General features: G+C 50.9%; 13 protein-coding genes. 5 read left to right on the top strand and 8 right to left on the bottom strand.

Features of this window, described 5'->3' with window-relative positions:
* Positions 1 to 9: 9 nt before the first annotated feature.
* Positions 10 to 2,520, top strand: coding sequence for a fimbria/pilus outer membrane usher protein (locus tag HMPREF3119_RS09670; RefSeq protein ID WP_083297270.1), 2,511 nt, complete (start codon positions 10 to 12; stop codon positions 2,518 to 2,520).
* A 137-nt stretch (positions 2,521 to 2,657) separates the two neighbouring features.
* Positions 2,658 to 3,575, top strand: coding sequence for a fimbrial protein (locus HMPREF3119_RS09665; protein ID WP_225310072.1), 918 nt, complete (start codon positions 2,658 to 2,660; stop codon positions 3,573 to 3,575).
* 39 nt (positions 3,576 to 3,614) lie between these two features.
* Here the strand turns inward: HMPREF3119_RS09665 and HMPREF3119_RS09660 are convergent, their stop codons facing one another.
* From HMPREF3119_RS09660 to acs, 4 genes are all read right to left on the bottom strand, one after another.
* Positions 3,615 to 4,193 (bottom strand): hypothetical protein, encoded by a 579-nt coding sequence (locus HMPREF3119_RS09660; RefSeq protein ID WP_070579542.1) that lies wholly within the window; start codon positions 4,191 to 4,193, stop codon positions 3,615 to 3,617.
* Between the two features lie 122 nt (positions 4,194 to 4,315).
* Entirely contained in the window at positions 4,316 to 5,971 is a 1,656-nt protein-coding gene (locus tag HMPREF3119_RS09655; RefSeq protein ID WP_070579539.1) for a cation acetate symporter, read from the bottom strand.
* The gene (locus tag HMPREF3119_RS09650) at positions 5,968 to 6,279 is read right to left on the bottom strand and encodes a DUF485 domain-containing protein (protein WP_004237915.1); all 312 of its coding nucleotides are present in this window, start codon (positions 6,277 to 6,279) and stop codon (positions 5,968 to 5,970) included. Before HMPREF3119_RS09650 ends, HMPREF3119_RS09655 begins: the two co-directional genes overlap by 4 nt.
* Positions 6,280 to 6,352: 73 nt before the next feature.
* Complete coding sequence (gene acs, locus HMPREF3119_RS09645) at positions 6,353 to 8,308, bottom strand: acetate--CoA ligase (protein WP_024474702.1); 1,956 nt, start codon at positions 8,306 to 8,308, stop codon at positions 6,353 to 6,355.
* 368 nt (positions 8,309 to 8,676) lie between these two features.
* On the opposite strand from acs, the gene sodA reads away from it, so the two are divergent.
* The 3 genes from sodA (at position 8,677) to HMPREF3119_RS09630 (ending at position 10,490) form a co-directional block, all read left to right on the top strand.
* Positions 8,677 to 9,297 carry a superoxide dismutase [Mn] gene (gene sodA / locus HMPREF3119_RS09640; RefSeq protein ID WP_070579536.1) on the top strand — a complete coding sequence of 207 codons (621 nt, stop codon included), beginning with the start codon at positions 8,677 to 8,679 and terminating at the stop codon, positions 9,295 to 9,297.
* Positions 9,298 to 9,385: 88 nt separating this feature from the next.
* Positions 9,386 to 10,072: a 6-hydroxyaminopurine reductase gene (gene yiiM, locus HMPREF3119_RS09635; protein ID WP_070579532.1), complete on the top strand. Its 687-nt coding sequence runs from the start codon at positions 9,386 to 9,388 to the stop codon at positions 10,070 to 10,072.
* Between the two features lie 127 nt (positions 10,073 to 10,199).
* Positions 10,200 to 10,490 (top strand): hypothetical protein, encoded by a 291-nt coding sequence (locus tag HMPREF3119_RS09630; protein WP_004237910.1) that lies wholly within the window; start codon positions 10,200 to 10,202, stop codon positions 10,488 to 10,490.
* Positions 10,491 to 10,557: 67 nt separating this feature from the next.
* Here the strand turns inward: HMPREF3119_RS09630 and dmsD are convergent, their stop codons facing one another.
* The 4 genes from dmsD to dmsA form a co-directional block, all read right to left on the bottom strand.
* Positions 10,558 to 11,169 carry a Tat proofreading chaperone DmsD gene (dmsD, locus tag HMPREF3119_RS09625; RefSeq protein ID WP_004237909.1) on the bottom strand — a complete coding sequence of 204 codons (612 nt, stop codon included), beginning with the start codon at positions 11,167 to 11,169 and terminating at the stop codon, positions 10,558 to 10,560.
* An 85-nt stretch (positions 11,170 to 11,254) separates the two neighbouring features.
* Positions 11,255 to 12,115, bottom strand: coding sequence for a DmsC/YnfH family molybdoenzyme membrane anchor subunit (locus HMPREF3119_RS09620; protein WP_004237908.1), 861 nt, complete (start codon positions 12,113 to 12,115; stop codon positions 11,255 to 11,257).
* Between the two features lies 1 nt (position 12,116).
* Positions 12,117 to 12,734: a DMSO/selenate family reductase complex B subunit gene (locus HMPREF3119_RS09615; protein ID WP_004237907.1), complete on the bottom strand. Its 618-nt coding sequence runs from the start codon at positions 12,732 to 12,734 to the stop codon at positions 12,117 to 12,119.
* Positions 12,735 to 12,745: 11 nt separating this feature from the next.
* A complete protein-coding gene (dmsA, locus tag HMPREF3119_RS09610; RefSeq protein WP_036418277.1) occupies positions 12,746 to 15,199 on the bottom strand; it encodes a dimethylsulfoxide reductase subunit A in 2,454 nt (817 codons plus the stop codon).
* Between the last annotated feature and the right edge of the window lie 33 nt (positions 15,200 to 15,232).

The raw sequence follows: 15,232 nt of genomic DNA, 5'->3' as shown, positions 1-15,232 counted from the left end.
CAGATGATAATGATGATGAAAAAATATCATAATAAAAACCATTTTATGTCATTATCCGTGATGCCTGTCCTTATGGCAGGGACATCTTTCTCCGTTATGGCCGATGATTATTATCCGGCCAGTTTATTTAACATTCCCGGCAGTAACTCACAACTGACTAATGAAGATGTCAATGTTTTCAAAGAAAATGATAATGCGCCCGGAAAATACAAAGTAACTCTTGTTATTAACAATAATAAAATTACCACAAAAGAGATTGATTTTGTTTTGAAAAAAAACAAAGCTGGTAATGAAAAGCTCATTCCCTGTTTTTCAAGAGAAGAATGGGAAAACACAGGACTCGATTTTCCGTCATCAGATAATGATGATACCGGTGGCTGTTTTAATATCAATGACATTGAATATACGCATGGCTATCTCGACCTTAACACCCGGATTTATGCACTGACAACACCACAGTCATACATTAATAAAGATAAACTGGAAGCATTAGAGCAGGAAAACTGGGATAATGGTATCCCTGCACTTTTTGTTAACTATTTATTTTCGGCAGTAAATCGTCAGCACAATGGCGAAACAAAAGACAGCTATTATGGAAATATCCAGACCAGAGTCAATCTGGGCGCATGGCGTTATCAGAATTATTCTACCTGGATGAATGATGATAATAATAAAAACAAATGGAAAAATATCAGTAATACCTTATCGAGAAACATAAATTCACTGAAAAGTGAATTTACTGTCGGTAATTTATATTCATCATCACAGTTATTTGATTCTGTTAAATTTCGTGGTATTCGTCTGACAACAGACAGAACCATGGATCCGGTCAGTAAAACAAACTATGTTCCGTCAATTTCCGGCATGGCAAATTCAGAAGCCGTTGTCACTGTTGTTCAGAATGGTGAAATTATCCTGAGACAAAGTGTTCCTGCCGGTCCGTTTAATCTCACCGAATATTACCCGATGAGTAATGGCGGAAACCTGTATGTTAATGTTAAAGAAACTGATGGTAGTGAGAAAAATTTCATCGTTCCTTTCTCTTCAATTTCCACACTGGAAAAGAAAGGAAATATGCGTTACAGCATTTCCGGCGGAACCTATGACAGCAATAACAAAGGTAACGGAAAGAAAATCAATCAGGCAGAAATATTTTATGGCCTGACCGATTTTGTCACCGTTTTCGGCGGAGCATTTGTTGCCAAAGATTATCAATCCGGCGGTATCGGTGCTGCATTTAACTTTGGTGCTTTTGGTGCAATCACAGCCGATATCCTGCATGCAAAAGCAACTCTTAATCACGATAAAGCCTCTGCCGGGAATGCGTTTCGCGTTAACTACTCAAAGAGAATAGAAGCAACAAATACCAGCGTATCCCTGGTGGGTTACCGTCACTTTGATGCTAAATTTTATCGTTTCGAGGATGCAATGTCATATGATGAAAACCGGAACGACCATAATAAACTTAAAAATGAATACACTTTATCACTGAATCAGCCTGTTTTTTCCGGCAATTCATCGCTTAATCTGTCGACTGTTATTTATGAATATACATCCGGTAAAAGACAAAAATCCTATAATGCCGGGTTCAACAGCTCATTTAACAAAATGAACTACGGTATATATTATAATTATTATCAGGGCACAAGAACTGAGAATGGTAAAAATAATACCTATAATGTCAGTATGAACCTTAATATTCCGCTCAATATTAAAGATAATACCATCTGGGCAAATTATAATATTTCTTCCGATGCCGATCATCAGACGTTACAGACTGCCGGGCTCAGCGGGAATTATGGTGAGAACCAACAAGGCAGCTGGGATATTTATCAGAGTCAGGGTAATAAAGGCACCGGGAATTCAGGCGGTCTGAGTAGTTCCTATCGCTCACAATATGCGTCTGTTAATGCCGGTTATTCATACAGTAAAAATAATAAAAATCTCAGCTATGGTATGAATGGTTCATTGCTGGCCACACAATATGGCGTAGTTACCGCTCCCGCATTGCAGAATACCAATGCACTGGTACTGACCAAAGATACTGCCGGTGTGGGTATCATTAACGGTCAGTCTGCTCAGACAAATAATTCGGGCCTTGCTGTTGTTTCCGGTATGACGCCATACCGGAAAAATAATATTGTGATTGATACTCAGACCATCCCCGGTGATACCGAGATCGAAAATAATATTATTAACGATATTGTTCCGACAAAAGGCGCGCTAATTCTGGCCGATTTCAATGTGAAGAAAGGCTACAAACTGCTGATCACACTGAAAACACCTGATAATAAAGAAATACCGTTAGGCGCAAAAGCAACGATGGGTGGTGATACTGAATACCTGGTATCTAATTTTAATACGCTCTATTTCATTGCGGATAAAGAAAAAGGTGATATCCGCGTGACCTGGAAGCAGGACGGAAATATGCAGCAATGCATTATCCGGTATGACATTACCGGCACTTTACCCACGAACGGAATATATATTACAAAGCTGAATTGTCAGCGGGAGATTTGATGAAATACTGTCACCTGATAAAAAAAACCAGACATCTGATATTATCTCTGATAATTACCGCAGGCGGATTAGGTACGGCCGGCCATGCTTATGCACTCGAGGACTGTATCAGAGGCGGAAATCAGAACCATTCCACAATGACGTCAACCATCAATCTGCGTCTTACCGGCAGTATAAAGCAGAATCAGGAAGTCGGCCGCTTCACATTTGTCCGTGAAGGCGGTATCGGCGGCGTGGCAGACTGCGGACCGAATGCCGGTATTCACGGCTATACCAGCTACAGTGAAGGCAGTGGTATTGTCGCCAAGCATTATGGTGATATTGACGGCTATCCTGCATATCATATTTATCCGGGCGGAGATCGGAATTTTGTTTATGTTCTGATCGATAACAGAACCGGTATGCATTTTCAAAACCAGCCGGGAAGTAATATTCCGGTTCCGGCAGGTCCGCTCCTGCCGCTTGACTTAACAGTTATTATTTATGCCGCAAAAGATAATCCGGATACGCTTTCTTTAACCGGCGGAGCATATATTGGTACTGTCTTAATTCAGGCATATAACCCCGGCGGCGGCACAACAGCGGTAGGATACAGTTACAGACTGAAAGGCAAGATTGAAAGCGCACCGTCATCATGTTCGCTGGAAAATTCTGACCTGGAATTTAAATTACCACGGGCACCGGTAAATGCCTTTTCGTCCAAAGGATTTCCGGACGGTAATTATAAAGCTGAAGATAATTTATTTATTTCATGTAACGGCGATCTGTCTGCTCATATGAAATTAATGGCGGCTAAAACAGAAAATTATAACGGAAAAGAGTCTGTTATCGTTCCTGATGATGAAGGTAATAATAATGCGTCCGGTGTCGGTTTTGTTGTCACATCACCGATGAATAATGATGCCGTACTGGTTAATCAGGAGTTTGTTAAAATCGCGGACTTACAGGACGGAAAAACACGTGTTCCGCTTGTTGCTGAATATTACCGCTATGGCGATTCCGTTAAACCCGGCAGGCTGGAAGCAAACACACAATTTATTCTGCAGTTTGACTGATACAGCAGCCGTCCGGATCTCCCGGACGGCTGCTGCTGTTCAGTTGATACCGGTGCATCCCCGCCATGCCATCGGTACTGTGGCAAGATTATAGAGCGGCGTACCCAGCAGGTAGTGGTCATACACCGTCAGCCCCGGCGTTTTATCTTTTTCCATCGCGTAATATTCAACGGGCAGAATAAACGAGAGTAATAACAGCGAGATACCGGCATTACGGATAGCACGGCGCGGCAACGCACGGCTCAGCAGGTGAACCACCGCGAAATACGCCACAGAAACCACGATAAAAAACAGTACGATACCACTGTTTTCAGACAGGAAATCACCGGCTGATAACGGATAGCCCTGATGGAGCAGCTCAGGAAGGTTCGTCAGATATTCAGCGCCCGCCTCGCGGCGGAAAAGCGCAGAGGCAGATAAATTCAGCCCCCACAAAATGGTCAGCAGGCCAACAACTATTTTGCCCGCGGTATAGCGGCAGAGATACACATTCGCCAGCAGCAATAATGTGCCCATCACCGTAATTTTCACATTGTACTCCGCCCCCGGTCCGCCGGATAACACCGCCGGTGCCAGAGCAATCAGCACAATCAGTAAAACAGAAGAAAACAGACGCATAAATTAACTTTTAAATAACATAAACAAGCGGGTTGCAGTAAACCATTAACAACCTGATAAAACAAGTGCCGGAGAGAAAGAAAAACACGGCCTCCGGAACGGAGACCGCGCTGTGACGTCTGTCAGTGAGATTTGCCCTGCTCGATTCCGATGCCTATCTGAGAGCGGATAAACTGCGCCTCAAAGCGGCTGCGTTCTTCCTGACCCTGTGCGGAGTTATCCGTCACAGACACCAGCCAGGCCGCAATAAAGGCAGCAAACATTGAGAAAAGTGCCGGATATTCATACGGATAAATCGCTTTTTCGTGCCCGAGAATATTGACCCAGATAGTCGGTCCCAGGATCATCAGGATCACAGCGGTTAATAATCCCAGCCAGCCTCCGGCCAGTGCACCGCGTGTGGTCAGGCGTTTCCAGTACATGGAGAGCAGAATGATCGGGAAGTTACAACTCGCCGCGATAGAGAAAGCCAGCCCCACCATAAAGGCAATATTTTGTTTTTCAAACAGAACACCCAGCCCGATGGCGACAATCCCGAGAATAATCACCGTCACTTTGGAGACTTTTAATTCATCCCGTTCATTGGCTTTGCCGTCTTTGATAACACAGGCATACAGGTCATGGGAAACCGCAGAAGCCCCCGCCAGGGTCAGACCGGCAACCACCGCCAGAATGGTCGCGAATGCCACGGCGGAGATAAAGCCGAGGAACAGATTACCACCGACTGCATCCGCCAGATGCACCGCCGCCATGTTGGTGCCGCCGATCAGTGCCCCCGCCGCATCTTTAAATACCGGGTTCGGGCTGACCAGCAAAATAGCGCCGAAGCCGATAATAAAGGTCAGGATATAGAAGTAACCAATGAATCCGGTGGCATAGAACACACTCTTACGCGCTTCTTTGGCATCACTGACCGTGAAGAAACGCATGATAATATGCGGTAGCCCGGCGGTACCGAACATCAGCGCCAGCCCCAGCGATAATGCGGAGATCGGATCTGATACCAGGCCGCCCGGGCTCATAATCGCCAATCCGTTTTTATGTACCGCAACCGCGTCTTTAAACAGGGTGTTAAAGTTGAAATCTACAGCTTTCATCACCATCAGTGCCATAAAGCTGGCACCGGCGAGTAACAGAACCGCTTTGATAATCTGCACCCAGGTCGTTGCCAGCATGCCGCCGAACAGAACATAAAACACCATCAGGATGCCGACCAGCACAACCGCCACGATATAGTTGAGCCCGAATAACAGCTCAATCAGCTTACCGGCCCCGACCATCTGCGCTATCAGATACAGCGCCACCACCACCAGCGAACCGCTGGCAGACAGCACACGAATCGGCCTGGCTTTCAGACGGTAAGAAACCACATCCGCAAAGGTGTAGCGCCCGAGGTTACGCAGACGTTCCGCAATCAGGAACAGGATCACCGGCCAGCCGATCAGGAAACCGATGGAGTAGATCAGGCCGTCATAACCGGAGGTGTAAACCAGTGCGGAGATCCCGAGGAAGGAGGCGGCAGACATAAAGTCACCGGCGATCGCCAGCCCGTTCTGAAACCCGGTAATTTTTCCCCCGGCGGTGTAATACTCTGCGCGGGAACGTGTCCGTTTTGCCGCCCAGTAAGTGATGTACAGTGTCAGGCCGACAAAAACCAGGAACATAATAATGGCCTGATAGTTTACCGGCTGGCGCTCCACCGGCCCGCTGATGGCATTCGCGTGACTGAGCAGCGGAAATAGCAGGGATAACAGAAGAGCAGAAAGGCGCGTTTTCATTGTTTCACCCCGCTGATGATTTCGGCGGTCAGACGGTCGAATTCCCCGTTTGCGCGGATGGTATAAATACCGGTCAGGACAAACGCACTGACAATCAGCCCGACGCCGACAGGGATCCCGCGGGTAATCGTCAGACCTTCGCCGAGTGGCGTGCCCAGCCATTGCGGATCAAATGCAATCAGAATAATAAAGCTGACATACAGCACAAGTGTGATAGCGGACAATGTCCATGAGAACCGACTGCGCTTTCTGACCAGTTCCTGAAAGCGAGGGTCATTCTCCACCTGCTGATAAATGGATGCGCTCATTGAGGATACTCCTCTGTTTTTGTTATCCGGAGTGTCAGTGCCGCGTAACACGGCACTGACTGAGGTTAGCGTGCTAGTTCATTTTGATGGCCTGCTTTTCTTCGAGCAGTTTTTCGACCACACCCGGGTCGGCCAGTGTTGATACATCACCCAGATTACCGGTATCACCGGCGGCGATTTTACGGAGGATACGGCGCATAATTTTACCGGATCGCGTTTTCGGCAGAGAGTCGGTCCAGTGCAGAATATCCGGGGTGGCAATCGGGCCGATTTCTTTACGGACCCAGTTCCTCACTTCCGCATACAGCTCTGGTGTCGGCTCCTCGCCGTGATTGAGTGTGACATAGGCATAAATAGCCTGCCCTTTGATACTGTGCGGGATCCCGACCACGGCCGCTTCGGCAATTTTCGGGTGTGAAACCAGTGCGGATTCCACTTCGGCGGTACCGAGGCGGTGCCCGGAGATATTCAGCACATCATCCACCCGCCCGGTGATCCAGTAATAGCCGTCTTCATCACGGCGGGTACCGTCCCCGGCAAAATACATACCTTTAAAGGCGGAAAAATAGGTCTGTTCAAAACGTTCATGATCACCGAATAGGGTACGGGCCTGGCCCGGCCAGGAGTCGAGGATCACCAGATTCCCCTCGGTTTCGCCGTCCAGAATTTCACCCTGGTTATCCACCAGCGCAGGCTGAACACCAAAGAACGGGACGGTCGCGGAGCCCGGTTTCAGTTCAATCGCTCCCGGCATCGCACCTATCATGCAGGCACCGGTTTCGGTCTGCCACCAGGTATCGACAATCGGGCAGCGGCTGTCACCGATAGTTTTGTAATACCACTCCCAGGCTTCCGGGTTAATCGGCTCGCCGACTGATCCCATAATGCGCAGTGATTTGCGGGAGGTACCTTCAATCGCACTGAGACCTTCCGCCATCAGGGCGCGGATCGCGGTCGGTGCGGTATACAGGATATTGACCTGATGTTTATCGACAATCTGACACATCCGGTTGACCTTCGGATGGTTCGGTACGCCTTCAAACATCAGCGTGATGGCCCCGTTGGAGAGCGGGCCGTAAACCAGGTAGGTGTGTCCGGTTACCCAGCCGACATCCGCTGTACACCAGAACACTTCATCACCATGATAATCAAAGATATATTTAAATGTCAGAGTGGCATAAACCAGGTAACCGCCGGTGGTGTGCAGCACGCCTTTCGGCTTGCCGGTTGAGCCGGAGGTATAGAGGATAAACAGCGGATCTTCCGCATTCATCTCCTGCGGCGGGCAGTCCGCACTGACACCGCTGACAGCGTCATGCCACCAGATATCACGCCCTTCCTGCCACTCCACCGGATTGCCGGTGCGGCGGAAAACAATCACACTGCTGACGGTGGTCACGCCCGGGTTTTTCAGGCCGTCATCCACATTTTTCTTCAGCGGGATAGTGCGCCCGGCGCGCAGACCTTCATCTGCCGTAATCACCATTTTTGCCCCGGAATCAATAACACGGCCGGACACCGCCTCCGGTGAGAACCCGGCAAAAATCACCGAGTGCACCGCACCGATACGGGCACAGGCCAGCATGGCAACCATCGCTTCCGGTACCATCGGCATATAAATCGCAACCACATCACCTTTGCGGATCCCCTGCTGTTTCAGGACATTGGCAAACTGGCAGACATCATGATGCAGTTCACGGTAAGTGAGTGTGCGGGACTCATCCGGGCTGTCACCTTCCCAGATCACCGCCGGTTTATCACCACGCTCCGCCAGATGCCGGTCAAGACAGTTGGCACTGAGATTCAGTGTGCCGTCCTCAAACCACTTAATACTGACATGGCCCGGATCAAAAGAGGTGTTTTTCACCCGCGTATAGGGCTTTATCCAGTCTACAATCTGACCTTTCTCACGCCAGTAGCTGTCGGGATCCTCAACAGACCGCTGATACTCGTCCAGATACTGCTGATGATTGATTAGCGCGTTTTCTGCAATTGCTTCGGGTACAGGATATTTCGTTATTTTTGTCATGATGCATCTCCTTTCAATTGTTAATGCTATGTCAAAATCACGTTAAATAAAGTTACCTTTCCGCCTTTGTTTCTTTTTTGCGCTAAAGATCACGGATTGAAAAAGGGGGTATTCACAGCGTTATCATTTGATGCGAAAACCACCGGCGATATAAAAAATCACCTGTTACATAAAAAACAGCACATGACATCAGATGAGAAGCGCCAACTAAAATATTTAACTAAAATAAGACAGTAAACTAACAAATAAAAAGAATCCGCACAGATCGCACAGATCTGATAATCGTTTTCATTATCATCTGTTTCATTATAATGTCTGCCTGTTCACACACGGTGTGAGCGGTTCGGTCAATTACTGGAGTTATAATTATGAGCTATGTATTACCTGCATTACCGTACGCTTATGATGCGTTAGAACCGCATTTCGATAAAATGACAATGGAAATTCACCATACCAAACATCATCAGACGTATGTGAATAACACCAACACCGCGCTGGAAGCCTTCCCTGAGATGGCAAATCTGGATATCGACGATCTGATCACACAGCTGGATAAATTCCCGGCGGACAAACGTACCTTTATCCGCAACAACGCCGGTGGTCATTCCAACCACAGCATGTTCTGGAAAGGCCTGAAAACCGGTACCACATTACAGGGCGACCTGAAAGCAGCGATTGAGCGCGATTTCGGCAGCGTTGAGGCGTTCCAGGCTGAGTTTGAAAAAGCCGCCGCAACCCGTTTCGGTTCCGGCTGGGCTTGGCTGGTGCTGAAAGACGGCAAACTGGCTGTGGTTTCAACCGCCAACCAGGACAGCCCGCTGATGGGTGAAGCGATTTCCGGCACCTCCGGTTATCCGATCATCGGTCTGGATGTGTGGGAACACGCCTATTATCTGAAGTTCCAGAACCGCCGTCCGGATTACATCAAAGCATTCTGGTCTGTGGTGAACTGGGATGAGGCAGCAGCGCGTTTCGCTTCTGCAAAATAAGTCCTGAAATATGTGCGGACGCTGTCCGCACATATTCTTCTTTCCCGCTTTCGATTATGATATCCGTCTCACTCAATACGGAGGCGGCATGGCATACACACCTTTAGTTTTCACCGGTCCCGTCAGGGATACAGCCCGCTGCGGGCGCAGCGCAATTGAAAAGCGTCAGACCGAAGGCGTGATTGCCCTCAGTGCCACCGGACTCGCCGGTGACGAGCAGGCGGAAAAAGCCTTTCACGGCGGCCCTGACCGTGCGTTGTGTCACTATCCCCGCGAACACTACGACTACTGGAAAATGATGTATCCGGAGATTGAGGATCGCTTTGTCACGCCGTTCTTCGGGGAAAATATATCCACCCTCGGTATGACAGAAGAAACCGTATTCATCGGGGATATTTATCAGTGGGGCAGCGCCGTGATTCAGGTCACCCAGCCGCGCTCACCGTGCTACAAACTGAATCCGCTGACAGATGTGTCTGATTTTGCACAGGTGATGCAGGATTGCGGCCGTACCGGCTGGCTGTACCGTGTCGTCGGGAAAGGGGATGTCAGCAGTGATCAGCCGCTGAAACTGCTGACCCGCACCAGCGCGGTGTCTGTCAGGGAAGCCGCTGCCATCGCTTTTCATCTGCCGTTTGATGAAACAGAATACCGTTATCTGTTACAGGCATCCGGACTTTCCGCCAGCTGGACACTGACCATGCAGCGCCGTCTGATGACCGGTAAAATCGAGGATTTTAACCGCCGGTTATTCGGCTCCGCCGCAGCCGTGTAAGAATATGTAATCCCGGGTTCTCCCTGCTTTAAACCCGTTCCGGAATGTGTGATTATCATACTCGTTTCACGATGACCGCTGCTGACCCCGCAGCACACACAGACGACCTTTTAAACAGGAGACACGGATGAAATACCTGATAATGCTGCTGAGCCTGGCAGCGCTTTCACTGCCCGCCGCCGCGGCAGATCAGAACAGTGCGGATGAGCTGGAAATCTTTACGGATAATGCAGAAAACTGCATCCATTTTGCCGGTGAATGGGATGTGTCCCTGCCGGCAGATCAGAAAAAAGATATCAAAAAAGCACTGGATGAAACCTGTCCTCCGGCCAAAGAGCAGCAAAAAGTCTTGCGTGAAAAGTACCGCAATGACCCGGAGATGCTCGCAAAAATTAATGAATTTGACCTCGGCCAGTAACATCCGCCGTAAAAAAAGCCCTTCCGGTCTGCACCGGAAGGGCTTTTTGATCTGATAGTGTGATATCTCAGGCGAAAATGGTTTTCTCTGCCGGGATCACCAGCAGTGCATCCTGCCAGCCTCTGAGAGTCAGAGCCGTCAGAGCAGATAATCCTTCATAGAACGGGCTGCCGCATTTTTCCTGCATCCGCGCCAGATAAAAGCGTGCCCACGGCAGAAGGTGTTCCGCCAGCAGTGAATTCAGGGCATCCGGACGATTTTCCGCCGTCCAGGCCGCCATCATCAGTAACAGGCCGATGTGATCTTCCGGCTCATTCTGCGACAGCACAATATCCACCTGATGTGCACGCATCCACTCACGCAGGGCAACAGTGGAATCCCCGAACAGCACCTGTTCTTTATCCAGCCAGACAGAGCCCCACGGCGATGCGGGCAGTGCCTGCGGGCCGATAAACAGCCGCTGATAGGCCTGCGCTAAAGTTTCCTCACCGGTGACAGTCAGACCCAGTTTCTGTGCGGCGGCCTGCTTTTGCGCATCATTACCGTACGGCCATTCCGCCACCCACTCCCCGGAAGAGAGCAGTTCCGTTATCTGTACGATTTCTGACGGCGGGTAGTAAAATGCCGCCCCGAGAATACGGGCCGTTAAGGCAACATCACTGACAGCTTGCTCACTCATAACTCAGGACTCTCACAATAAAATATCCGCGTATCCTGCCACGATTTCCGTCCGGAAAACAGTAACAGGATACGCGCTGATTGTATCAGGACAGATAGGCCATACCGGCTGTCATGTGCAGTCCGTAGAAAATACCGCGGCCGATAATTTCCCCGGATAACACCAGAACAAAACCAATCAGCATCATAATCACCGGCGGATTTGTCCGTTTCACCAGCGGCAGGATCCAGCAGGTCAGACCCAGCGCCAGCAGAACCAGACGCCAGCCCATATACAGGCCGAATTCCGGTACCAGCGCGGAAGCGCTCTGTACGGAACTGCGGATAAAGGCCAGATCAAACGCCTGTGACGTCACTGCGACCGCACTCGCCACCAACGCAACGATACCCACCAGCGGCAGCCAGCTGATGCAGCGCAGGTCAAACCCGGCAATCCGCAGCAGCAGAGCAGCCAGTACCGGCCCGCCCAGCAGAGCTGTCAGCACAAAGTGAACCGTGGTGTACGGGGTATACCAGGTCGGCACCGTGGCAATCTGGTAAACCTGCGGAATGGCGTAAATAAAGACCACCGCCAGAACCATTACCACCAGCAGCCAGAGCTTACCGAGCGCCGCCGGCATTTTGTTCAGTACCGCCAGCAGCCAGTAAAAACCACCGGCAGCGAAGAAGACCGAACCGGCCGCAATTTCATTACTGAGCGATGAACTGCCGAGGCGGTTAAACGCATTAAACGCACGCAGCGGCGTGCCCATGTGCATCATGGAGAGCAGGAAACCCACGCCCATCAGCACCCACAGGCCGAACATGCTGTAATGCACTTTACGGTTCAGTTCCGGTGACAGTTTTCCGGACAGCAGCACTGCCGCCATCACAATAAATGCCCCTGCCACACTCTGCCCGATGGTGGTAAAAAACATCAGCGGCCATTCATGAATTCCCGATCCCATGTTATACCTCCTCCGGGTTCGCCAGATGGCCTGTGGTATCCCCGACAGGACGGCTGTTGGCATTCAGTTTTAAAACGATATTCGGATGTGTGTATTCCGCAGACGGCAGCGGCGCGATTTCCGCCAGTGTGCCGTATTTAGCCCGCAGCTCTTCAATCGGTCCCATATCCAGTGCCCGCAGCGGACAGGATTCAACACAAATCGGCTTTTTGCCTTCCGCGACGCGCTCATAGCAGCCGTCACATTTGGTCATATGGCCTTTGACCTCATCAAACTGCGGTGCGCCGTACGGGCACGCCATATGACAGTAACGGCAGCCGATACATACTTCCTCATTCACCACCACAAAGCCGTCTTCCCGCTTGTGCATTGCACCGCTCGGGCAAACTTTGGCACAGGCCGGATCATCACAGTGGTTACAGGAGATGGAGAGATAGTAAGCAAACACATTCTGCTGATACACACCATCCTGCTCTGTCCAGTCGCCGCCTGCATACTCATAGATACGGCGGAAATTCACTTCCGGAGATAAGTTTTTAAAGTCTTTACAGGCCAGCTCGCAGGTTTTGCAGCCGGTGCAGCGACTTGAATCAATGTAGAAACCATATTGCGTTGACATAAATCGCTTCCTCAGGCCTTAACGACTTCAACCAGGTTGGAATGGGACGGATTCCCTTTCGCCAGCGGCGACGGGCGCTGAGTGGTTAACACGTTAATGCTGCCCGCGTGATCGATACGATCGCCGTCCGGGCTGTACCATGCACCTTCACCCAGACCGACAACGCCCGGCAGAATACGCGGTGTGACCTTCACATTGACGCGCACTTCCCCGCGATCGTTAAAGACCTTCACATTATCACCGTGCGCAATCCCGCGTTTCGCGGCATCGACAGGGTTAATCCACAGTTCCTGCGGACAGGCGGCTTTCAGCACATCAACGTTGCCGTAAGTGGAGTGAGTCCGGGATTTGTAGTGGAAACCGGTCATCTGTAACGGGTATTTTTCCTGAAGCGGATCACCGGCATGCTCAAAGCCTGCGGAATAAACCGGCAGCGGATGGATTTCATCCCCTTCGTTCAGTTCCCAGGTATCACGGAGTTCCGCCAGCTGTGCGGAATAGATCTCGATTTTACCTGACGGCGTGGTCAGCGGGTTTGCCTGCGGGTCGTTGCGGAAATCACGGTACGCCACATGGTGTCCCTGCGGGTCACGTTTTTTGAAAATACCCTGTTTGCGGAACTCATCAAACTCCGGCAGTTCCGGCAGCGCGGCGCGGGACTGCTCATACAGGTGACGCAGCCACTCTTCCTGGGTACGGCCTTCGGTAAACTGATCACCGACCCCCATCCGTTTGGCGATTTCGCTGGTCATGTCATAGATATTGCGGCTTTCAAAGCGCGGGGCGATTGCCTGATCGGCAAAAATCACATACCCCATGTTGCCTGCAGAGGCATCCATGCAGAAATCCATCTGTTCGGAAGCGGTGCAGTCCGGCAGCAGGATATCCGCATATTTGGCGGACGAGGTCAGATGGTTATCGATCACCACAATCATCTCGCACTTGCTCTCATCCTGAAGGATGTCATGGGTGCGGTTGATTTCGGAGTGCTGGTTCACCAGACAGTTACCGGCATAGTTCCAGACCATTTTGATCGGCACATCCAGTTTGTCTTTACCGCGCACACCATCCCGGGTGGCGGTCATCTCTTCGCCGCGCAGAATCGCATCTGTCCACATAAACATGGAGATACTGGTTTTCACCGGGTTAGTCAGGGTCGGCATACGGACAAACGGGATTGCGTAAGAGCCTTCACGCGCACCGGTGTTACCGCCGTTAATCCCCACGTTACCGGTCAGAATAGAGAGCATGGCAATGGCACGGGATGCGGTTTCGCCGTTTGAGCGGCGCTGCGGGCCCCAGCCCTGAGTGATATACGCCGGTTTGGCAGTACCGATTTCCCGCGCCAGTTTCACAATCCGCGCCGCCGGAATACCGGTGATTTTGGCTGCCCATTCCGGGGTTTTCGCCACGCCGTCCGGCCCTTCACCTAAAATATACGCTTTATAGTGGCCGTTGGCCGGTGCACCGGCAGGCATGGTGGTTTCGTCATAACCGACACAATATTTGTCAAGGAACGGCTTATCCACCAGGTCTTCTTTGATCATCACATACGCCAGCGCGCTGACCAGTGCGGCATCCGTACCCGGACGGATCGGGATCCATTCATCCTCGCGCCCTGCACCGGTATCGGTATAACGCGGATCGATGATAATCATGCGGGCATTTGATTTTTCGCGTGCCTGCTCAACATAATAGGTCACACCGCCGCCGCTCATGCGGGTTTCGCCCGGGTTGTTACCGAACAAAACCACCAGCTTGCTGTTTTCAATATCTGACGGGCTGTTACCGTCCGCCCAGCCGCCGTAGGTGTAATTCAGACCGGCTGCAATCTGCGCGGTACTGTAGTCACCGTAGTGATTCAGATAACCGCCGCAGCAGTTCATCAGACGGGCAATCAGTGTTGCTCCCGGCGGCCAGGATTTGGTCATGGTGCCGCCGAGGGTGCCGGTGCCGTAGTTAAGATAGATAGATTCGTTGCCGTAATCGCGGATCAGGCGTTTCATGGTACCGGCGATAGTATCAAACGCCTCTTCCCAGGTGATACGCTCGAATTTGTTCTCACCGCGTTTACCCACACGTTTCATCGGGTATTTCAGGCGATCCGGGTTGTACACCCGGCGGCGCATGGAACGGCCGCGCAGGCAGGCGCGTACCTGATGCAGATCTTCGTAGACATCATCACCGGTATTGTCGGTTTCAACATATCTGATTTCGCCGTCAACCACATGCATCCGTAACGGACAGCGGCTGCCGCAGTTAACCGTACAGGCACTCCAGACCACTTTCTCATCAGAAGCCGCCGCAGGTGCCGGGGTAGTTTCAGCGGCAGACGCCGCATGGCTGAACGGGAGGGATAACCCGCCCGCTGCAACTGCCAGACCGCCGGCCGCACCGGAGGCTTTGACAAACCCGCGCCGCGTCAGCGGCGCAGTGAACAACGCCGTTTCTTTCATCTTTGTCATATAGGGGTCGGTTCCGGCTGAGGGCGAAATGAC

It is taken from the genome of Morganella sp. HMSC11D09, assembly GCF_001807955.1.
GTDB lineage: Bacteria > Pseudomonadota > Gammaproteobacteria > Enterobacterales > Enterobacteriaceae > Morganella > Morganella morganii.
Note: the sequence above shows the minus strand (reverse complement) of the source record. Positions and strands in the feature narration are given on the sequence as shown.

Coding starts and splice junctions, on each gene's coding strand:
- HMPREF3119_RS09665 (WP_225310072.1), top strand. CDS start 2,658: ATGACGTCAACCATCAATCTGCGTCTTACCGGCAGTATAAAGCAGAAT.
- dmsA (WP_036418277.1), bottom strand. CDS start 15,199: ATGACAAAGATGAAAGAAACGGCGTTGTTCACTGCGCCGCTGACGCGG.
- HMPREF3119_RS09670 (WP_083297270.1), top strand. CDS start 10: ATGATGATGAAAAAATATCATAATAAAAACCATTTTATGTCATTATCC.
- yiiM (WP_070579532.1), top strand. CDS start 9,386: ATGGCATACACACCTTTAGTTTTCACCGGTCCCGTCAGGGATACAGCC.
- HMPREF3119_RS09615 (WP_004237907.1), bottom strand. CDS start 12,734: ATGTCAACGCAATATGGTTTCTACATTGATTCAAGTCGCTGCACCGGC.
- HMPREF3119_RS09650 (WP_004237915.1), bottom strand. CDS start 6,279: ATGAGCGCATCCATTTATCAGCAGGTGGAGAATGACCCTCGCTTTCAG.
- HMPREF3119_RS09620 (WP_004237908.1), bottom strand. CDS start 12,115: ATGGGATCGGGAATTCATGAATGGCCGCTGATGTTTTTTACCACCATC.
- HMPREF3119_RS09655 (WP_070579539.1), bottom strand. CDS start 5,971: ATGAAAACGCGCCTTTCTGCTCTTCTGTTATCCCTGCTATTTCCGCTG.
- HMPREF3119_RS09630 (WP_004237910.1), top strand. CDS start 10,200: ATGAAATACCTGATAATGCTGCTGAGCCTGGCAGCGCTTTCACTGCCC.
- sodA (WP_070579536.1), top strand. CDS start 8,677: ATGAGCTATGTATTACCTGCATTACCGTACGCTTATGATGCGTTAGAA.
- dmsD (WP_004237909.1), bottom strand. CDS start 11,169: ATGAGTGAGCAAGCTGTCAGTGATGTTGCCTTAACGGCCCGTATTCTC.
- HMPREF3119_RS09660 (WP_070579542.1), bottom strand. CDS start 4,193: ATGCGTCTGTTTTCTTCTGTTTTACTGATTGTGCTGATTGCTCTGGCA.
- acs (WP_024474702.1), bottom strand. CDS start 8,308: ATGACAAAAATAACGAAATATCCTGTACCCGAAGCAATTGCAGAAAAC.